Below are 20,581 nucleotides of genomic sequence, written 5' to 3'. Positions count from 1 at the left end.
CATCACCCGAGGATGCCGCAAAGGGGCACACGGGGATGTCCGTAACGCCCGGTTACGCACGCGCCCGACGGGCCGAACCGGTGCATAGGCGATAGGCTGACCCGGTGGAGCGACCCGAACTGTCGATCACGGTTCAGCGAGCCCCCGACGAGGTCGTCTTCCACCTCGCCGGGGAGATCGACGTGCTCACGGTCAATAATCTGTCGACGCTCGTCAACGAAGTGCTCGCCGAACCGCCCGCCCGCATCGTGCTGGACATGGCCGGTGTCACGTTCTGCGACTCACAGGGCCTGGGCACGCTGGTCGTGCTCAGCCGCAAGGCCCAGCACGCCCGCGCGGTGCTGGCCCTGGCCAACGTCGGCGACTTCCTCATGCGAGTGCTGGATATCACCGGCCTCCGCAGCGCCCTCATGATCAGCAGCACCGCTTAGGGGTTGCTTTGACACCGGTGTCAATGCCTAACGTCTGGTGACGGACGAGGGGGCGCCGGATGTTGATCGGAGAGCTGGCCGAGAAGGCCGGCACCAGCACGCGGACGCTGCGCTACTACGAGCAGCACGGTCTGGTCCACGCCGGGCGGGACGCGAACGGATATCGCCAGTACGACGACGCCGAGCTGCGCGTCGTACATGAGATCCGCTCGCTGCTCGCCGTCGGCTTCGGTCTCGAGGACATCAAGCCCTTCGTCGCGTGCCTGCGAGCCGGAAACGAGCTGGGCCATGTGTGCCCCGACTCGGTCGAGGTGCTGCGCCGCAAGCTGGCCGAAGTGGACGGCTACATCGGCCAGCTCACGGACATCCGGCAGCGTCTGCACGCCCAGCTCAACGAGGCCGTCGAGGAGTCCCTGTGCCAGACCATGACCTGCCAGCCCTGACCGACCAGACCTTCGCGGAGACCATCCGCGCCGCCACCACGCCCGTCGTTGTCGACGTCTGGGCCGAATGGTGCCCACCGTGCGGCCCGATGGCTCGCGCCCTGGCCGAGCTCGCCCCGGAGTTCGCCGGCAAGCTGCGGATCTACACGCTCAACGCCGACGAGAACCCGGAGACGGCCCGCGCCCACCGGATCATGTCGCTGCCGACGTTGCTGATCTACGAGAACGGGACGCTGACCTCCTCGACCGTCGGTGCCCGACCGAAGTCGGTGCTCCGACAGCTCCTGGCCAGCGCCATCACCCCGTACGCCAATGTCTAGTTAGTTGCCCCAACGGGCCTTCTCCAGCAGGGCCAGCGCTTCGGCGGCGGCGTCGTCGCCGCCGGAGCGCAGCACCCGGGCCGCCTCGTCGACCGTCTCGGTGAGCCGCTGCCACTGCGCCTCGCGCTCGCGGCTCGCGTCGCCCTGGGCCTTGAGCTGCTGCGATTTCGTCCACAGCTCGACGAAGATGGACACCTTGGCCCGCAGCACCCACGGATCGAACGGCTTGGTCAGGTAGTCGACCGCGCCCACCGCGTATCCCCGGAGTGCCAGCTGCGCGTCCCGGTCGGCCGCGGTCAGGAACAGGATCGGCACGTGCCGGGTCCGTTCCCGCCGCTTGATGTGGCTGGCCGTCTCGAAGCCGTCCATGTTGGGCATCTGCGCGTCGAGCAGGATGACCGCGAAATCGTCGGTGAGCAGCTGTTTCAGCGCCGCCTCGCCGCTCTGCACGGCCACCGGGGTCACCGGCAGGCCCTGGAGGATCGCTTCCAGCGCGAGCAGATTGTCCTTCCGGTCGTCGACGAGCAGGGCCTTGGCGCGCTCAGCCACGCGTGATCCTTTCCTCGGGGTCCGCGTTCACCCAACGGGCCATCAGCTCGATCAGCTCGTCGAGGTCGACGGGCTTCGTGATGTAGTCGCTCGCACCCGCCGCGAGGGCCGACTCCCGGTCGCCGGGCATCGCCTTCGCCGTCAGGAACACTACCGGGAGGTCCTGGAAGCGCTGGTTTCGGCGGATTCCCCGGGTCGTCTCGTAGCCGTCCTGGTCGGGCATCATGGCGTCCATCAGCACGATGTCGATCTCGGGGTGCTCGGCCAGCACGCGGACCCCGTCGACGCCGTTGTCCGAGTACAGGACGTTCAGGCCGTGCATCTCGAGGGCGCTGGTCAGGGCGAACACGTTGCGGACGTCGTCGTCGACGATCAGCACCGTGGCCCCGTCGAGCTGGCGGCTGGCCGGGGTGACCACGTGGCTCTCGATGTCGGCCCGCTGGCTGAGCACCGGCATGTCCATCAGCGGCATGTCGAGCGACGCCGCCGCCGGCTGCACCACCACCGTCGCGGTGGGCAGGGTCGGCAGGGCGATGGCCGGGATGCCCTCGGCGCTCAGCGCGTCGGGCATGTAGAGGGTGAAGGTCGAGCCCTCACCCGGCCGTGACGACACCACGATCGTGCCACCGAGCAGGGCGGCCAGGTCGCGGCTGATCGACAGGCCCAGGCCGGTGCCGCCGTATTTGCGGGTCGTCGTGCCGTCGGCCTGCTGGAACGGCTCGAAGATGATGGCCAGCTTCTCGTCGTTGATGCCGATGCCGGTGTCGCTGACCGAGAACGCGATCACCTGCTGGGCCGCGGCCAGGGCCGGCACCTCGAAATCGGTGTTGGCCGGCGCCGCGAAGATGTTCAGCGTCACCGATCCCTTGTCGGTGAACTTCACCGCGTTCGACAGCAGGTTGCGCAGGATCTGCTGGAGCCGCTGCGGGTCGGTGACGATCGAGGACGGCAGCCCGGTCTCGACCTGGACCCGGAACTGGAGGCCCTTCTCCTCGGCCTGCGGCGCGAACGCCTGCTCGACGTAGCTGCGCACACCGTCGAAGTCGACCTGGTCGGGCTCGACGTCCATCCGGCCCGCCTCGATCTTGGCGAGGTCGAGGATGTCGTCGATCAGCGACAGCAGGTCGGAGCCGGCACTGTGGATCGTGCGGGCGAACTCGATCTGCTTCTCGGTCAGGTTGGTGTCGGCGTTGTCGGCCAGCAGCCGGGCCAGCAGCAGCAGCGAGTTGAGCGGGGTGCGCAGCTCGTGGCTCATGTTGGCCAGGAACTCCGACTTGTACGCGCTCGCGCGCGACAGCTGCTGCGCCTTCTCCTCCAGGCCGCGCCGGGCCTGCTCGATCTCGCGGTTCTTCGTCTCGATGTTCGCCTTCTGCTCGCTGAGCAGCTGCGCCTTGTCCTCGAGCTCGGCGTTGGTGCGCTGGAGCTCGGCCGACTGGTCCTGCATCTCGCGGGCCAGACGCTGCGATTGGGAGAGCAGTTCCTCCGTACGCCGGTTGGCCTGAATGGTGTTGAGAGCGACCCCGATCGTCGAGACGAGTCGCTCCAGGAACGTCAGATGCAACCCGGAGAAGGCGGCCACCGAGGCGAACTCGATGACACCCAGCATCTCGCCCTCGAACAGCACCGGCAGGACCACCAGGTCGTTCGGCGGCATCGACATGAGGCCGGAGCGCATCGTGAGGATGCCGTCGTGAGTGGCGCGGACCCGGATCGTACGACGGGAAACCGCGGCCTGACCGACCAGGCCCTCACCCGGACCGAAGGTCACCTCGTGGTTGCGGGCCACATAGCCGTACGAGGCGGCCAGCCGCAGCCGCATCACCGCCTGCTCGTTGTCGACCAGGAAGAACGCGCCGAGCTGGGCGTCGACCAGCGGCGTCACCTCGGTCATGATCATGCGGCAGACCTCGCCGAGGTCGCGCTGGCCCTGGAGCAGGCCGCCGATGCGGGCCAGGTTGGAGTCGAGCCAGCCCTGCTCGGCGTTGGCCTTCGTCGTCTCCCGGAGGGTGACGATCATCTGGTTGATGTTGTCCTTGAGCTCGGCGACCTCGCCCTGCGCCTCGACCGCGATGCTCTGGGTCAGATCGCCGCGGGTCACGGCGGTGGACACCTCGGCGATCGCGCGCAGCTGGATGGTCAGCGTGGAGGCGAGCTGGTTGACGTTGTCGGTGAGGTCCTGCCACGTGCCGGAGACGCCCTTGACCTGGGCCTGACCGCCGAGCTTGCCCTCGACGCCGACCTCGCGGCCGACCCGGGTGACCTCGGTGGCGAACGAGGAGAGCTGGTCGACCATGGTGTTCACGGTGTCCTTGAGCTCGAGGATCTCGCCCCGGGCGTCGACCGTGATCTTCTGCGAGAGGTCACCCTTGGCCACGGCCGTGGTGACCGAGGCGATGTTGCGGACCTGGGCCGTCAGGTTCGAGGCCATGTAGTTCACGTTGTCGGTCAGGTCGCGCCAGGTGCCGGCCACGCCGCGCACCTGAGCCTGACCACCCAGCTTGCCCTCCGAGCCGACCTCGCGGGCCACCCGCGTCACCTCGTCGGCGAACGACGACAGCTGGTCGACCATCGTGTTCACTGTCGACTTCAGCTCGAGGATCTCGCCCTGCGCGTCGACCGTGATCTTCTGCGACAGGTCACCCTTGGCCACGGCGGTCGAGACCTGGGCGATGTTGCGGACCTGGGCCGTCAGGTTCGAGGCCATCGAGTTGACGTTGTCGGTCAGGTCGCGCCAGGTGCCGGCCACGCCGCGGACCTGGGCCTGACCGCCCAGCTTGCCCTCGGTGCCGACCTCGCGGGCCACCCGGGTCACCTCGTCGGCGAACGACGACAGCTGGTCGACCATCGTGTTGACTGTCGACTTCAGCTCGAGGATCTCGCCGCGGGCGTCGACCGTGATCTTCTGCGAGAGGTCGCCCTTGGCCACGGCCGTGGTGACCGAGGCGATGTTCCGCACCTGACTGGTCAGGTTCGAGGCCATGTAGTTCACGTTGTCGGTCAGATCGCGCCAGGTGCCGGAGACGCCCTTGACCTGGGCCTGACCGCCGAGCTTGCCCTCCGAGCCCACCTCACGGGCCACCCGCGTCACCTCGTCGGCGAACGACGACAGCTGGTCGACCATCGTGTTCATGGTGTTCTTCAGCGCCAGCATCTCGCCGCGGGCGTCGACCGTGATCTTCTGCGACAGGTCGCCCTTGGCCACCGCCGTGGAGACCTGGGCGATGTTGCGGACCTGGTCGGTGAGGTTGGCCGCCAGCTGGTTCACGTTCTCGGTGAGCTCGCGCCACGTGCCGGAAACGCCGCGGACCTGGGCCTGACCGCCCAGCTTGCCCTCGGTGCCGACCTCGCGGGCCACACGGGTCACCTCGTCGGCGAACGACGACAGCTGGTCGACCATCGTGTTGACGGTGTCCTTGAGCTCGAGGATCTCGCCCTGCGCGGCCACCGTGATCTTCTGCGACAGGTCGCCCTTGGCCACCGCCGTCGAGACCTGGGCGATGTTGCGGACCTGGCTCGTCAGGTTCGACGCCATCGAGTTGACCGAGTCGGTCAGGTCCTTCCACGTGCCGGCCACGTTCGGCACCTCGGCCTGACCGCCCAGCTTGCCCTCGGTGCCCACCTCGCGGGCCACCCGGGTGACCTGCTCGGCGAACAGCCGCAGGGTGTCGGTCACGCCGTTCATGGTGTCGGCCAGCTCGGCCACCTCACCCCGGGCGGAAACCGTGATCTTCTGCGACAGGTCGCCGCGGGCCATGGCCGTGGCGACCTGTGAAATGGATCGCACCTGGTGGGTCAGGTTGGACGCCATGGTGTTCACCGAGTCGGTGAGGTCCTTCCACGTGCCGGCGACGCCGCGGACGTCGGCCTGACCGCCGAGCTCGCCCTCGGTGCCGACCTCGCGGGCCACCCGCGTCACCTCGTCGGCGAACGACGACAGCTGGTCCACCATCGTGTTCACCGTGCGGCCGATCCGGAGGAATTCACCCCGAAGGGGTCGCCCGTCCATCTCGAGAGCCATGTGCTGGGAGAGGTCACCCTCAGCGACGGCCACGATGACCCGGGAGATCTCCGTTGTCGGCCGGCCAAGGTCGTCGATCAGGGCGTTCACCGATCGGACGCTGTCGGCCCAGGCCCCGTCGAGACCCTCGTCGTCGAGACGCTCGGTGAGCCGGCCGTCCCGTCCGACGATGCGACTGATGCGCCGCAGATCGAGGTTCTGCCGCTCCTGCAGCGACACGACCTCGTTGAACGCGTCGGCGACCTCGCCGGCCATCCCGCTCCGGCGGGGCAGCCGAACCTTGAGATCACCACGGCGAACCCGCCGGAGCGCGTCGGCGAGCTCACCGAGCACGGCGGTGTCGTCGGGCGCGCCGACGCTGGCTTCCTTGGCGGCGGTCATGCTGTCCTCACTCGCTGTCCAACTCTGTGGGCCGCCCTATCCTCTCTCGCCCGACCGGGTCAATGCGAGAGACGACTTTGTGCACAGGCCCATCCTCAGGAGAGGATGCACTCGTGTCAGCGGAGGCCGGGGCGATCTCGGACAGCCCGGCGGGCGGGCTGGTCCGGCGCGTTCGCCTGCCCAACGACCGGCGCACGCCGGCGGCCGCGCGCGCCCTGGTGCGCTCGGTCCTCGAGGAGGCCGGGCTCGATTCCCTGCTCAACGAGGCTCTGCTGCTGACCACGGAGCTCTCCACGAACGCGGTCGTGCACGCCAACACCGAGCTCGACATCGAGGTCCGCGCCGACGAGACCGGCCTGACCGTCACGGTCACCGACTTCGCGCCGGGCCCGGTCGAGCAGCTCGCGGTCGGCCCCCGCAACGAGAGCGTCGACATCGGCGAGGTCGCCGAGCGCGGGCGCGGCCTGCTGCTGGTCGACCATTTCGCCAGCCGCTGGGGCACCGTGCACGAGGGCACCGGCAAGGGCGTCTGGTTCCGCCTGGAGGGCGGTGTCCCCGGCGAGACCTCCACGGCCGTGGTGCCGGCGATCTCGAAGGAGATCGAGGGCGGCACGCCGAGCGCGGGCGCGCTCACCTCGCTGTTGCAGGTCAACCCCGAGCGGACGAGCGAGGACGGCCTGGCCGAGTTCGCGGCCGGCCTGCTCGCGCAGCTGGCCCGGCTGACCGGGGCGGCCGGCGGCGTCATCCGGCTCGACCGCGGCGACGGAGGTGGGCGGCAGCTGCTGGCACGGTACGGCCGGGCTCCGCGCGACGACGCCGAGACGATCAAGGTGCCCCTGTCGGTGAACCGGCCGTACGCGGGCGAGCTCGAGCTCGACGCCTCCCCCGTCGGCTACGCCCACCCGCTGGCCACGATGGTGGCCGAGCGGTTCTCGCTGCATCTGGAGAACGACCGCCTGCGCCGTACCGACCTGCGCCGGCAGACCTGGCTCACCTTCCTGGCCGAGGCCAGCGAGCTGCTCGCCCAGTCGCTCGACGTCAACCTGACCATGGCGCTGATCCCGCAGCTGGTGGTGCCCCGGCTGGGCCAGTGGTGCGCGGTGCACACCACCGACGCCTGGGGTCACCTGCAGCTCGCGGCGGCCACCCACACCGACGAGAGCGCGCTGCCCGAGCTGCACGAGACGCTGGCGCAGACCGGCCCCGACACGGTCCTGACCCGGCTCGAGGAGGCGTCCCGCCTCGGCACCCAGGTGATGCTGCCGCCGCCGGCCGAGGGTTTCGCGGTGCCGCTGGTCGCCCGGGGCACGAGGCTGGGCACGCTCGCGGTCGGCCGCCACCACCGCATCCGGCACGACACCGACGAGGTGGCGATCCTCGAGGACGTGGCCCGGCGGGCGGCCCTGGCCATCGACAACGCCCGCATTCACGACGAACGGCACAAGGTCGCCCGTACGCTCCAGGCCTCCCTGCTGCCGCCGACCCTGCCCCGCGTCGACGGTGTCGGCTTCGCCGCCGAATATGTGCCGACCGGCTCCGAGGTGGGCGGCGACTTCTACGACGTGGTGCCGTCGGGCCCCGACAGCTGGGTGGTGGTGGTCGGCGACGTCTCCGGCAAGGGCGTGCAGGCGGCCACGGTCACCGGCCTGGTCCGCGACGTCATCCGCATCCTGGTCGACGACGGCAAGCCGATGAACGAGATCCTCTGCCGGGTCAACAAGACGCTGGTCCAGCGGGGCGGCGGCCGCTATTGCACGCTGGCCATGGCGTCGGTGGCCCGGGAGAAGGGCGGCGTGCTCTCGGTCTGCCTGCACCTGGCCGGGCACGACCGCGCGGTGCTGGTGCACGCCGACGGCAAGACGTCGTTCGTGGGCGAGGGCGGCACGGCGCTGGGCCTGCTGGAGACGATCTCCTCACCCGACGCCGAGGTACGTCTCCAGCCCGGCGACTCCCTGATCTTCTACACCGACGGCGTGACCGAGCGCCGCCGCGGCCGCGAGCTGTTCGGCACGGCCCGCCTGCGCGACGCGGCGGGTCCCCTGGCCGGATATCCGGCCGAGGTGATGGCCGCTCGCCTGCGCTCCACCACGATCAACTTCTCGGTCGAGGAGCCCCGCGACGACATCGCGATCCTGGTCCTGCGCAACGACGCCTGACCCGGCCCGCACCGCCCCTCGCCGGCGCCCGCCCCACCTCCGCCCGGCGTCCGTCTCACCTCCGCCCGGCGGCCACCCCACCTCGGCCGATTCGCCCCTTTCGCCCGGTTGCTCGTGGCATGGTGTTTGTCATGGCTAAAACTCAGTACTACACGGCCACGAGCATCGACGGTTACATCGCCGACGAAAGCAATTCGCTCGACTGGCTCGCCGACGTGGATGGGGGCACCGAGAACCCGTTCGGCGGCTTCTTCGCGGGTGTCGGGGCGTTCGCCATGGGCGCGAACACCTACGAGTGGGTGCTGGAGAACGACAACGTGCTGGCCGAGCCGCAGAACTGGCACGACCTCTACGGTGACGCCCCGTGCTGGGTCTTCGCCAACCGTGAGCTGCCGCTGGTCCCCGACGCCAACATCTTCATGGTGAGCGGCGACGTCCAGCGCGTGCACGAGGCCATGATGGTGGCCGCGAAGGGCAAGAACGTCTGGCTGGTCGGCGGCGGCGACCTGGTCGGCCAGTTCGTCGACCAGGGCCTGCTCGACGAGATCATCCTGGGCATCGCGCCGGTGGTGCTCGGCAAGGGCGTCCCGCTGCTGCCCCGGCACTTGACGGCGCGGCACCTGGCTCTGACCGGAACCGCCCAGATCGGCCGCTTCGCCTACCTCACCTACGCCGTCGGCACCGAGCCCATCCCCGGCCGCCACCCCGCCGCCACCGAACACCGCCAGGCCGTCCTGCGCTGACCCCGCCGCCGGGCCGCCCATGCTTCGCGGGCGCGGCCAACTCCCCGCCGCGCATCCGCCTCAGAAGAAGCCCGGCGTTGGCGGACGCCCGAGCGCGCTGAAAGACGCCCGGCGTTGGCGGAAGCCCGGCCGCGTCAGACGGCGCCCGGCGTTGACGAAGCCCGGCCCCGGTCAGACGGCGCCCGGCGTTGGCGGAAGCCCGACCGCGGTCAGACGGCGCCCAGCGTTGGCGGAAGCCCGACCGCGGTCAGACGGCGCCAGCTTCAGCGAACGCTCGGGCGCGTCAGAACAGGTCGTGGCGGTCGGCCATCTCGATCTCGGTGGCCAGCGCCGGCGGGGCCGCGATGACCACCGCGCGGCCGTCGCGGGCCAGCAGAACGTGGCGGACGCTGTCGACTATGCCGCGCAGGCGGTCGGGCGGCAGCGCGCCGGGCAGCACCGCGTGGACCCGGCCCAGGCCGGCCGAGCCGCGCACCGGCACGGGCGCGCCGACCGCGTCGCCCAGCGAATAGAGCACCGCGGGCAGGTCGTCGGGTGACACCGCGAGGCGCAGCGCCACGTCGTCGCGACCGAACGGATAGGCGCCCCACCACGGCGGCGCGATCGCCGTGACCACCGCGCCCGCGCCCCACAGCGCCGCGAGCTGCTCGGCCCGCTCCACCGCCTCGGCCTCCGAACCCTCGAAGAGCACCGCCAGCGTGCCCGCCGGGCCGCCGGCCGGCAGGTCGATCTCGATGGCGCTCGGCTGGAGGTCGCCCGCGGCCGACTCGAGCTTGCGGATCTGCGGCGGGGTGGCGACCGCGATGCCGACCCAGCGGCGGGCCGGTGGCAGCGGCTGGAGCCGGACCACAGCCGAGGTGATCACGCCGTCGATCTCGGCGATGCCGGGACGGCCGTCCTCACCGTCGGACTCGCCGGGGCGACCCTGGGCGTCGACGTAGACGACACGGTCCACATGCTCGGCCGGAGTGCCGAAGCGGTGGCGCAGCGGGCCCGACTCGTTCAGCGAGAGCATGCCGCCGAGGGTGGCCGTGCGGGACGGGGGATCGACCGGGAGCCGCTGACCCTGCAACGCCAGGGCGGCCTGCAGGGCATGGACGGGCGTGCCGGTGGCCACCTCGGCCGTGGCGCCGGCGACGTCGTGGTCCCACATGCCGTTGAGCCGACCCGTGTCCAGGATGAGATCGACGTCGGCGCTCGGAGGCGTACCCCAATCGATCTTTGATCCGGAACCGCGGACCAGGAACCTCAGCGGCAGATCGGCGGCGAGACGGACCGTGTCGGCGACCGCTTGCGGCGTGGCGGGCAATGCGACGAAACCGGCGCGACGGCCGGCCACCGTGTCCACCGAGCGAGCGACACGCGCGTAGTCGGGCCCGCAGATGTCCACAAGCGCGCTCAGCACGTGCTCTCTCATTCCGCCCGTCTCCCAACACCTTTAAGATCGTCCACTCTGGCATATCGTACACGTGTTCGAACGGCCGCCATCCTGATGCAAGAAGTAAAGAAGGCTAGGAAATCGGACTGCCCGGTAACGTTGTGCGCGTGACTACGCAGACTCCGGACAGCCCACCCTCGGTGCGCCAGGTGGCGCACGAGCGCACCTTCCACGGCGACACCGTCACCGACGAATACGCGTGGCTCGCCGACAAGGAAAATCCGGAGACGGTCGCCTATCTCGAGGCCGAGAACGCGTGGACCGACGGCGCCACCGCGCACCTGTCCGGCCTGCGCGACACCCTCTTCTCCGAGATCAAGTCGCGGACCAAGGAGACCGACCTGACGGTACCGAGCCGCAAGGGCGGTTTCTGGTACTACACGCGCACCGTCGAGGGCCGGCAGTACGGCATTCACTGCCGGGTCGCCGTACGCCCGGGCGAGACCGACCCGCCGTCCTCGGAGGGCCCGGTGCCCGGCGAAGAGGTGCTGCTCGACGGCAACGCCCTGGCCGAGGGCAAGGACTTCTTCGCGCTCGGCACGTTCGACGTGAGCCCGGACGGCACCCGCCTGGCCTACTCCACCGACTTCGAGGGCGACGAGCGCTTCACCCTCAAGATCAAAGACTTGCGTACGGGCGAGGTCTTCCCGGACGAGGTGCCCGACACCTCGTACGGCACGGCGTGGTCGGCCGACGGCAGCGCCCTGTTCTACATCACGGTCGACGACGCCTGGCGGCCGTACCGCGTCTGGCGGCACACCGTCGGCCGGGCCGCGGCCGACGACGTGGTCATCTTCGAGGAGCCCGACGAGCGCTTCTGGGTCGGCGTCGAGCTCACCCGCAGCGAGAAGTTCGTCGTCGTCGAGGCCGGCAGCAAGATCACGTCCGAGGTCCGGATCATCCCGGCCGAGACGCCGGAGGCCGAGCCGATCCTGGTCGCCCCGCGCGAGCAGGGCGTCGAATATTCGATCGAGCACCACGGCCACCGTCTGCTGATCCTGCACAACAAGGGCGCGGAGGACTTCGCGCTGGCGTACACGTCGGCCGACGCCCCAGGCGACTGGGTCGAGCTGATCCCGCACGAGCCGGGCACCCGCCTCGAGTCGGTCGACGCGTTCGCCCGGCACATCGTGGTCTCGCAGCGCCGTGACGGGCTGACCGGGCTGCGCGTGATGGTGGACGGCAGCACCGACTCGTACGAGATGGAGTTCCCCGAGCCGCTCTACAGCGTCGGTCTCGCCGGCAACCCGGAGTACGACACGTCGTCGGTCCGGATCGGCTACACCTCGATGGTCACCCCCGACGCGGTGTACGACGTCGACCTGATCACCCGCACCATGACGCTGCGCAAGCAGCGGCCGGTGCTGGGTGGCTACGAGCCGGGTGACTACGAGCAGTTCCGCGAGTGGGCGATCGCCGACGACGGCACCCGGGTGCCGATCTCGATCGTGGCCCGCAAGGGCGTGCGGCGCGACGGCACGGCCCCGGCTGTCCTCTACGGCTACGGCTCGTACGAGACGAGCATCGACCCGTACTTCTCGATCGCCCGCCTGTCGCTGCTCGACCGCGGCGTCATCTTCGCCATCGCGCACATCCGCGGCGGCGGCGAGATGGGGCGCCGGTGGTACGAGGAGGGCAAGCTGCTGGCCAAGAAGAACACGTTCACCGACTTCATCGCCTGCGCCCGCCAGCTGGTCCGCGGCCGCTGGACCTCGGCCGACCGCCTGGTCGCCCGCGGCGGCTCGGCCGGCGGCCTGCTGGTCGGCGCGGTGGCCAACCTGGCACCGGACGACTTCGCCGGCATCGTGGCCCAGGTGCCGTTCGTCGACCCGCTGACCAGCATCCTCGACCCGTCGCTGCCGCTGACGGTCACCGAGTGGGAGGAGTGGGGCAACCCGATCGAGTCGGCCGATGTCTATTCGTACATGAAGTCGTACAGCCCGTACGAGAACGTGGCGAAGCTGGCCTACCCCAAGATCCTGGCGATGACCAGCCTGAACGACACCCGCGTCCTCTACCACGAGCCGGCCAAGTGGATCGCCCGCCTGCGCGCCGTGGCCCCCGACGGCGACTACCTGCTCAAGACCGAGATGGGCGCCGGCCACGGCGGCCCGAGTGGCCGGTACGACGCCTGGAAGGAAGAGGCGTTCGTGAACGCGTGGACCCTCGACGTGCTGGGCGCCACCGCCCCCTAAATAGGATCTTGCGCAGAGGGAATCTTCGCGCCTAGTGTCTCGCTGCTGAGAATTTCTCAAAATCGGGGCACAAGTGAAGAACGTCTACCGTCGCGCCCTCGCGACGATGGTGGGCGGCGCACTCGCGGTGACGGCGGGGACCTCGGTCCCCGCCCCCGCGATGGCTGCGGCCGCTCCCCACCAGGTCATGGTGGTCCTCCCAGAAAACTTCCCGGCCGACACCAACCGGGCCGATTCGATCCAGTTCGCCGGTGAGACCGGCTTCCTGCACCGGCGCCTGTCCAGCACGCCCTGGCTGTGGACCAGATACGCCGACCGGAAGACCGTCGTCGTCGACGGGCTGAACGGTCTGCCCCTGGGCAGCCTGGTCGGTGTCTTCGGCGACACGATCCAGCTCCACGACTCGGCGTCGGGTCATCCGATCTCCGCCACCACCCGCTGGACCCTGGATCTCGCCACCATGACGTGGCACGAGATCCCGTACGCGGCCAACACCTACATTCAGCGTCCCGTCGGTGCTGGCGCCCTCCTCGTGATCGGCCCGGATCACCTGCCCGAACTACGGCACCCGGCCGCGGACGGCTCGTACACGACCACGCCGCTCACCGGGATCCCCGAGGGCACGACGAGCGCCCTGGCCTTCGCCGGCGGCGACGGTGCGGCAGTGCTCCGCTTCGTCACAACCGCCGGGATCACGTACGGGCTGCTGGACGTCGCGAGCGGCCGGATCGCTCCGGTTCCGTTCGTCGGGGTGGTGAACAAGGTGGTGCTCACGACGGACCGCATCGGCCTGCTCACCGGCACGACGATGCGCACCTACTCCCGGGCCGGCATCGCGGACGGCACCGACACGACGGCCACCACCATCAGCGGATTGACCGGGGGCTTCAGCGGACTGGCCGGTGACGATCTCGTCGAGATGGGTGCGACGACCGCCAACGGCGCGCGGATCCTCCAGCGCCGCGCACCGGACGGCACTGTCACCCCGATCGCCACGGCATGGCCGAACCAGCTGGTCCAGGGCCCGGACGGAGTTCTCTTCGTCGGCGGGCCGAACGGCTCGGACTGGGCCGTGCACAAGCTGACGGGCGCCGGCGATCAGGTCGTGATCCCGCTGACCGAGCCCGTCAACGCCGGGGTGACCATGGCCCGTGGAGTGCTGCGGCGCGTCTCGGCCCTGTCCTGGCCGGCCGAGGAGCCGACGTACCGCCTGTACGGATACGAACTGACCCCGGGAGCGAGCGCTGAGGCCGGTTACGGCGGCAAATTGCCCTCCGGCGTGGTGCCGTGTCAGGACGGTGCCGCCTGTGTCCACGCGGTGGATGGCGGTAGCAGCCGGTTCTCGTACCTGAGCTCGGCCGGCCAGTCGCTCACGGTGCACGTCGGCATCGGCAGCGGCCAGACCTCCCTGCCGTCGGCCGGTGGCACGCTGGTCGACGGATCCTCCGAATACCTGGTGGTCAACGGCACGAATCCGGCCCGTCAGTACGTCGTCGACGCCATCGTTCACAAGGTTGTCTCCACGGGCCCCGTCACCGGCGCCGGGCTGTGGTTCACCACGTTGTGGACCGCGGGTCCCGGCAAGCTTCAGCCGAAGAACCTGGCGACCGGCTCCCTCGGCACGGCCGTCGCCACCGGCTCGGCCTGCACCGCGACCGACGTCCAGGCGACCGCCAAGCACGTGCTCTGGTCCTGCGGCCCGACCGGCCCGGCCGGCGTCTACGACCTGGCCCGCAAGACGACCCGGACGCTGCCCGCCGGGCAGTACCTCCTCGGCGACAACTACGTGGTCCGGCACGACGCCGACGGCACGCTGGTCCGCTACGACCTCACGGACGGCACTACAGCCACCGCCGCCACCTTCCCCCGCGGCGACCTCACCGATGACCGCAACATCACGTGGGCCGTCGACAAGTACAGCGGCAACATCGCCTGGGTCGACGCCGCCAACGCCATCCACATCGTCGACCCGGGTGTCACCCGGTCGGCCCCGGCTGCGATCGGAGTCCGCTTCGGCCCGCCGCTGGACTATCCGGGTTCCTATGTGGCGGAGGCGAACCTGACCCGTCCGGTCGACAGCGCCGCCCTCACGATCACTCAGCTCCGCACCGGCCAGGTCGTCGCCCGCCTGACCCAGTCAGCGACCCGCGACCGCGCGTCGCTCGTCTGGAACGGCCTGTCCGCCGGCAAACGAGTGGCCAGCGGCCACTACCGGTGGACGCTGACCACCACGGTCGGCGGCGCTTCCACCTCCGTGGCCACCGGCACGACAACCGTGTACTGCGGCGGTCTCCCGGTCCTGCACACCTACAGCTGCAGCGGCCTGCCGACCGTCCTCGGCATCACCAAGGCCTCCACCGGCGCCGGCACGTGGCTGACCGCGAAGCCCGGCACCGCCGCGCTCAGCCCGTACGCCGGCGAGTCGCTGTCCGCGGCCACCGCCGTCGTGCCGTACGGCGACATCGCCAAGGACCTCAGGAACGATCTGCTGGTCCGCCGGGCCGACGGCACCATGCGGGCCTACCTCTCCGATCTCACGCCGACCTTCGCCGGCAACCGGACCGTGCTGATCCCCGGCAACTGGAACCGGTTCAACCAGATCGTGCACACCGGCGACCTCACCGGCGACGGCGTCTCCGATCTGCTCGCGCGCGAAACCTCCACCGGGCGCCTGTTCCGCTACACCGGCAACGGCAAGGGTGGCTTCAGCTCCTCGGCCGCCTACGGAGGCACCTACAAGGGCGTCTCCCGCTTCGTCGGGCCCGGCGACATCACCGGCGACGGCAAGGCCGACCTGATCCTGCTCTACGGCACCACGATGTACGCCTGGTACGGCAACGGCAAAGGCGGCTTCACCCCCGGTCTGCACCTGATCGGCAGCGGCTACCTCGGCTTCAACACCATCATCGGCGCCGGCGACCTCAACGAAGACGGCAAGAACGACCTGCTCATGCGCAACAGCGCGGGCGTCCTCTGGCGCAAGCTCGGCAACGGCAAGGGCGGCTTCGGCCCGCTCCAGCTCGTCGGCACCGGCTATCAGAAGTACGCCGCCCTCTACTGACACAGGACACAGAGTGAAGAACGTCTACCGCCGCACCCTCGCGGCCATGGTCGGTGGCGCGCTCGCGACGACGGCGGGGATCTCGGTTCCCGCCGTCGCGGTGGCCGCGACCACCCCCCACGAAGTCGCCGTGGTGCCGGCCGTGAAAACGCCGCCCACGCAGACCAGCCTGACCAACGCGGTGGCCTTCGCCGGCAAGACCGGCGTCCTGCACCAGCGAACGAGTGCCTCGCCCTGGCTGTGGACCAGATATTCCGACCATGAGACGGTCGTCGTTTCCGCGCTGGCCGGCGTCCCCGCCGATTCCGTCGTCGGCCTGTTCGGCGACACCGTCGACGTCCAGGCGTCGACGGCCGATCATCCGGTCTCGTCCACCACGCGCTGGACGCTGGACCTCGGCGCCATGACCTGGCATCAGGTCGACGTGCCGTACGCCTGGACGCCCTACAACCAACGCCTCATCGGTGACGCGCTGCTGGCCGTCCGCCCCGGTAGCCGAACCGCCGAGCTGCGGCGGACAGCCGAAGACGGTTCCGTCACCACGACGCCGGTCACCGGTTTTCCCGACGGCGCCAACTTCTTCTCGATCCAGACCGGCGACGACCGGTCGGCCGTGCTGAAGTTCACTGCCTCGGGCCTGGTCCGGTACGGCCTGCTGGACGCCGCGACCGCCCGGGTCACGCCGATTCCCGGGTCGGGCACGGCTGTCAGGATCGTGTTGTCGAAGGATCGCGTCGGCCTGTACGCCTCCTCGGCCGTGCGCACCTACTCCCGGTCCGGTCTCACGGACGGCACCGACACCGCCGGCACCGTCTTCCCGGTGACCACCTCCAGGTTCGGCCTGGCCGGCGACGACCTGATCTCCGTGTCGGCGTTCGCGGTGAACGGCTGGCTGCAGATTCAGCGCCAGACCCCGGACGGCGCCGCGCCCACGACGGTGGCGAGCGCCCGCGTGTCCACGCTCGCCCAGGCCTCCGACGAGGTCCTCTTCGTCGGTGGAGCCACCCAGTCCGACGGCTCTGACTGGGCGGTGCGCAAGGCCACGGCCGATGGCGAGGAGGTCGTCACCTCGGTCGCGGCGCCCAGGGTGAACGCCGGGGTGTCGCTCTCGTCGGGCCGCATGCGCCACGTGACCGCGTCTCAGCCGGTCGGCGAGGCGGCGGTCGACTACCACCCCTACAGCTACACGATCGGGGTTGCCGGCCGTACGGACGACACCGCGTTCCTCGGCGCCCCGGTGCCGTGCGAGGCGGGCGCCGCTTGCGTGCGGACGTTCGGCGGCCACGACCAGGGCATGCCGTGGATCACCGGCACGGCCCTCAAGTTCCAGAGCGCCGGGCAGCACGGGTCGGCCGCGGCCCTCCCCTCGACGGGAGCCACCGTCGTCGACGCCTCCTACCGGTACACGCTCATCAACGGCGCGAACCCGAAGACGCAGTACGTGGATCTGGACAGTTCCGGCATCGTCTACACGGGACCCGTGACCGGCGCCGCCCTGTGGTTCCGCACTTTGTGGCGCGCCACGAAGGCCGGCACGCTGCAGGCCCTCACCCTGCCGCTCGGCCGGAACGACACAGCGACCACCGGCGCCACGGTCACCACCGGCTCGTCCTGCACGGCGACCGAGGTCCAGGCCACCGCGAAATATCTCTACTGGGCCTGTGGCGCCACCGGGCCGGCCGGCGTCTACGACCTCGCCCAGAAGGTGAACATCGCGCTGCCGTCCGGCCAGTACCTGCTCGGCGACAACTACGTCGTGCGGCACGACGCCGACGGCCGGCTGCTCCGCATCGAGATCACCGGCGACAAGCTCGGCGAGCCGGTCGCGCTGGCCACCTTCGACCGCGGCACGCTGGCCGATGATCGCAACGTGAGCTGGGCTGTCGACAAGTTCGGCGGCGACGTCGCCTGGGTCGACAGCGATGACGACGTGCACATCGTGGATCCCGGTGTCACGCCCTCGGCCCCGGCGGTCTGGATCGAGGAGAACACCACCTACGCGCAGGGCACGACGGCGCCCAGCACGTGGTCGGCCGCGTTCCGGTTCACCCGGCCGGTGACCGCCTCGCGGGTCATCGTCACCCAGGCGCGGACCGGCAAGGTGGTGTACGACTCGACCACCGGCGCCCTTCCCGTCTCCCGCCGGGTCACGTGGAACGGTCTGGTGGGCGGCAAGCGGGCGACCAGCGGCACCTACCGATGGCAGCTCGTCTCGGGCACGGCGACGCTCGGCTCGGGCTCGTTCCTGCTCTCCTTCGGCACGCCCACGCTGCACTCGATCGACAGCTACGGCTTCCCGTCGGTGCTGGGCGTCCATTCGTCGGGTGAGGCGCACTGGCTGGCCTCCAGCCCGTCGACCGCCGCGCTCCGGGACAACGGCTGGACGGAGAACTGGAGCCGGGCGCAGATCACGACGATGATCCCCTACGGCGACATCAACCGGGACTTCAAGAACGACCTGCTGGTCCGCTACAAGAACGGCTCCATGCGGGTCTATGTCGGATATGGCCGCGGCGCCTTCGACATCGCGACGTCCCGGCCGGTGCCCGGCAACTGGAACCGGTTCAACCAGATCGTGCACACCGGCGACCTCACCGGCGACGGCGTCTCCGACCTTCTCGCCCGGGAGACCTCCACCGGGCGCCTGTTCCGCTTCACCGGCAACGGCAACGGCGGCTTCAGCTCCTCGGCCGCCTACGGGGGGACGTACAAGGGCGTCTCCCGGTTTGTCGGTCCGGGCGACATCAGCGGTGACGGCAAGGCCGACCTGATCGCGATCTACGGCACGACGATGTACGCCTGGTACGGCAACGGCAAGGGCGGCTTCACCCCGGGCATGCACCTGATCGGCAGTGGCTACCTCGGCTTCAACGCGATCATCGGCGCCGGCGACCTGAACGAGGACGGCAAGAACGACCTGCTCATGCGCAACAGCGCGGGCGTCCTCTGGCGCAAGCTCGGCAACGGCAAGGGCGGCTTCGGCGCCCTGCAACTCGTCGGGACCGGATACCAGAAGTACGCCGCTCTCTACTGAACAAAAAGACGCCGCCCGCGACCTCAAGGTCGTGGGCGGCGTCTTTTGTCAGTTCATCACCGGCTCGCCGGGGACGTTGAAGAGCGGCTTCCACGGGTCGTCGGCGTCGATCGGGAACTCGGTCGACGGGATCTCGCCCTTGCTGGCCCACCGGGCCTCGTACGGCAGGCCGTTGGACATCACCCGGGCGCCGCGCTGATAGAGGATGCCGGGCGCCCAGATCCGCTTCACTCCGGTGACCGTCGGCACCGGCCGAGGCGCCTTCTCGACCGGACTGACCGGCCCGATCACCGACCACGCGCTCTGCGTGCCCGCTGCCGGCGCCGCCGACGGGTCGAGGCCGGAGTTCGCCCACTTGGCCTCGTAGACGACGCCGTGCCAGACCACCTTGTAGCCGCCGACGTACATCGCCGTGAGACGCCAGATCGGGTACGGGCTGGTCTTCGGGTCGTCGACGGTGGCGGCCTGGTCGGGGATCTCGACCGAGTCGACGTTGCCGCCGGCCGCGGCCTTGCCGGGCAGACCGGCGAAGACCTTCGAGAAGGCGAGCGCGTCCTGGTCGACACCGCTGCACGTGTTGGAGTGCACCACCACGTTGGCGAAGGTGCCGCGGCACGGGGCGTCCCGGTTGATCGACCACATCGAGACCCGGCCGAGGCCGTTGTCGACGGCGAACCTGGCCAGGCCGGCGGCGTCGTCGAGGGTGAAGCGCTCGGTGTCGACGTCGTTCTGGCCGATCATCGGAGTGGCGCCGATGCGGGACCACACCTGCGGCGACGTGAGCTTCTGGCCGAGGCGCAGGTAGAGGTCGGACAGCTGCTTGTGGGTGCCGTTGAGCGCGCTCGTGCTCAGGGCCAGCATGTCCGGGTTCTTGTCGCCGTTGTTGTAGTCCATCGTCATGACGTTGACGCCGCGCACGGCGACGTCGCCCTCGAGCATGCCGCGGACCAGGGCGACGCCGTCGTCGGTCAGCCCGCTCGGGGTGACCGGCAGGGTGAGCCAGACGGCGAGCGGCTTGCCGGCCTTCTCGCGCTCCTTCTGCACCGTGGCGACCGCGGCGACCCGGCGCTGCAGGGACGCCTGGTCGGCGACCGCGGTGCCCTCGATGTCGAGGTCGAGCGTCTTCACGTCGTACCGCTTGATCAGCTGGCGATAGGCGTCGGTGAGCCGGCCCTGGTCGGTGCAGGCGACGGCGAGCTCCTTGTTGGCCAGGCCGCCCAGGCTCAGGGTGATGTCGCCGCCGGCCTGCCGCAGCTGGTTGATGCGGCGGTCGAGCTCCAGCGACGAGGCCGCCCCGTCCAGGCTGTAGGCGCCGCCCCAGCTGGGCGTGCACGGGCTCTGGGGGTCGGCCACGACGAAGCCGAGCGCGACGTCGTTGGCCGGGTTGGCCGTGGGGTCCTGGAACTGGAAGGTCGGGGTCAGCGTGACGTCGACGTACGGCACCGCCCAGGACTTCGCGGTCGGTCCGGACGTGTTCCGCAGATGCATGACCTCGAGGGTGCCGCCGACGCCGGCCAGGGCCAGGACGAGCACCAGGATGCCCAGCCTCGTCCAGGACAGCCGGCTGCGCGGCTGTTCCGGTTCCTGCCAGTTCGGATCGGCGAGCGGGTCGTACTCCGGCCGCACGGCTACGTGTGTGGCGCGGTCCGTCATGTATGCCCTTTCGAGTTTTCGAGTCGCCACACGCTGACGCACCATCGCCTTTTGCGCGATCGGGCAAAAGGACGACGACGTCCAATCTGGACATCGGAGCGTCAAATCTTGATCTTGGTACGACAATTCCGCCGGGCGCCGCCGGGCGGCGCCATCGCA

At 70.1% G+C, this 20,581-nt stretch carries 12 protein-coding genes; 8 read left to right on the top strand and 4 right to left on the bottom strand.

From position 1 onward, the window contains the following. The first annotated feature begins 104 nt into the window (after nt 1-104). The 3 genes from ACQP2X_RS01090 to ACQP2X_RS01080 are packed head-to-tail and all read left to right on the top strand — an operon-like array spanning nt 105 to nt 1,194. Nucleotides 105-431 (top strand): STAS domain-containing protein, encoded by a 327-nt coding sequence (locus tag ACQP2X_RS01090; RefSeq protein ID WP_097327824.1) that lies wholly within the window; start codon nt 105-107, stop codon nt 429-431. 59 nt (nt 432-490) lie between these two features. After that, nucleotides 491-874, top strand: a complete 384-nt coding sequence (locus tag ACQP2X_RS01085; protein WP_498693736.1) for a MerR family transcriptional regulator — start codon at nt 491-493, stop codon at nt 872-874. Continuing rightward, entirely contained in the window at nt 847-1,194 is a 348-nt protein-coding gene (locus tag ACQP2X_RS01080) for a thioredoxin family protein (RefSeq protein WP_498693734.1), read from the top strand. Before ACQP2X_RS01085 ends, ACQP2X_RS01080 begins: the two co-directional genes overlap by 28 nt. Here the strand turns inward: ACQP2X_RS01080 and ACQP2X_RS01075 are convergent, their stop codons facing one another. Beyond that, entirely contained in the window at nt 1,195-1,743 is a 549-nt protein-coding gene (locus ACQP2X_RS01075; RefSeq protein WP_097327821.1) for a response regulator, read from the bottom strand. After that, the gene (locus ACQP2X_RS01070; protein WP_498693733.1) at nt 1,736-6,142 is read right to left on the bottom strand and encodes a HAMP domain-containing protein; all 4,407 of its coding nucleotides are present in this window, start codon (nt 6,140-6,142) and stop codon (nt 1,736-1,738) included. The genes ACQP2X_RS01075 and ACQP2X_RS01070 overlap by 8 nt, the downstream gene beginning before the upstream one ends. Before the next feature lie 113 nt (nt 6,143-6,255). On the opposite strand from ACQP2X_RS01070, the gene ACQP2X_RS01065 reads away from it, so the two are divergent. Beyond that, the gene (locus ACQP2X_RS01065; RefSeq protein WP_498693731.1) at nt 6,256-8,298 is read left to right on the top strand and encodes a SpoIIE family protein phosphatase; all 2,043 of its coding nucleotides are present in this window, start codon (nt 6,256-6,258) and stop codon (nt 8,296-8,298) included. Between the two features lie 131 nt (nt 8,299-8,429). Then, nucleotides 8,430-9,041 (top strand): dihydrofolate reductase family protein, encoded by a 612-nt coding sequence (locus ACQP2X_RS01060; RefSeq protein ID WP_498693728.1) that lies wholly within the window; start codon nt 8,430-8,432, stop codon nt 9,039-9,041. Nucleotides 9,042-9,324: 283 nt separating this feature from the next. Here ACQP2X_RS01060 and ACQP2X_RS01055 read toward each other — a convergent pair whose 3' ends face one another. Then, nucleotides 9,325-10,458: an FAD-binding oxidoreductase gene (locus ACQP2X_RS01055; protein WP_498693727.1), complete on the bottom strand. Its 1,134-nt coding sequence runs from the start codon at nt 10,456-10,458 to the stop codon at nt 9,325-9,327. A 128-nt stretch (nt 10,459-10,586) separates the two neighbouring features. On the opposite strand from ACQP2X_RS01055, the gene ACQP2X_RS01050 reads away from it, so the two are divergent. The 3 genes from ACQP2X_RS01050 to ACQP2X_RS01040 all read left to right on the top strand — a co-directional run bounded on the left by ACQP2X_RS01050 (nt 10,587) and on the right by ACQP2X_RS01040 (nt 18,769). After that, complete coding sequence (locus tag ACQP2X_RS01050; protein WP_498693725.1) at nt 10,587-12,674, top strand: S9 family peptidase; 2,088 nt, start codon at nt 10,587-10,589, stop codon at nt 12,672-12,674. 73 nt (nt 12,675-12,747) lie between these two features. Continuing rightward, nucleotides 12,748-15,735, top strand: coding sequence for an FG-GAP repeat domain-containing protein (locus ACQP2X_RS01045; protein WP_498693724.1), 2,988 nt, complete (start codon nt 12,748-12,750; stop codon nt 15,733-15,735). A 13-nt stretch (nt 15,736-15,748) separates the two neighbouring features. Continuing rightward, the gene (locus ACQP2X_RS01040) at nt 15,749-18,769 is read left to right on the top strand and encodes an FG-GAP repeat domain-containing protein (RefSeq protein ID WP_498693723.1); all 3,021 of its coding nucleotides are present in this window, start codon (nt 15,749-15,751) and stop codon (nt 18,767-18,769) included. Nucleotides 18,770-18,817: 48 nt separating this feature from the next. Here the strand turns inward: ACQP2X_RS01040 and ACQP2X_RS01035 are convergent, their stop codons facing one another. After that, nucleotides 18,818-20,422 carry a chitinase gene (locus ACQP2X_RS01035; RefSeq protein WP_498693721.1) on the bottom strand — a complete coding sequence of 535 codons (1,605 nt, stop codon included), beginning with the start codon at nt 20,420-20,422 and terminating at the stop codon, nt 18,818-18,820. Nucleotides 20,423-20,581: the final 159 nt, after the last annotated feature.

This window comes from Actinoplanes sp. CA-131856 (assembly GCF_050956135.1).
In the GTDB taxonomy this organism is placed as follows: Bacteria; Actinomycetota; Actinomycetes; order Mycobacteriales; family Micromonosporaceae; genus Actinoplanes.
This window is presented reverse-complemented; position numbering and strand designations above follow the sequence as displayed.

Coding starts and splice junctions, on each gene's coding strand:
- ACQP2X_RS01085 (WP_498693736.1), top strand. CDS start 491: ATGTTGATCGGAGAGCTGGCCGAGAAGGCCGGCACCAGCACGCGGACG.
- ACQP2X_RS01035 (WP_498693721.1), bottom strand. CDS start 20,422: ATGACGGACCGCGCCACACACGTAGCCGTGCGGCCGGAGTACGACCCG.
- ACQP2X_RS01060 (WP_498693728.1), top strand. CDS start 8,430: ATGGCTAAAACTCAGTACTACACGGCCACGAGCATCGACGGTTACATC.
- ACQP2X_RS01055 (WP_498693727.1), bottom strand. CDS start 10,458: ATGAGAGAGCACGTGCTGAGCGCGCTTGTGGACATCTGCGGGCCCGAC.
- ACQP2X_RS01070 (WP_498693733.1), bottom strand. CDS start 6,142: ATGACCGCCGCCAAGGAAGCCAGCGTCGGCGCGCCCGACGACACCGCC.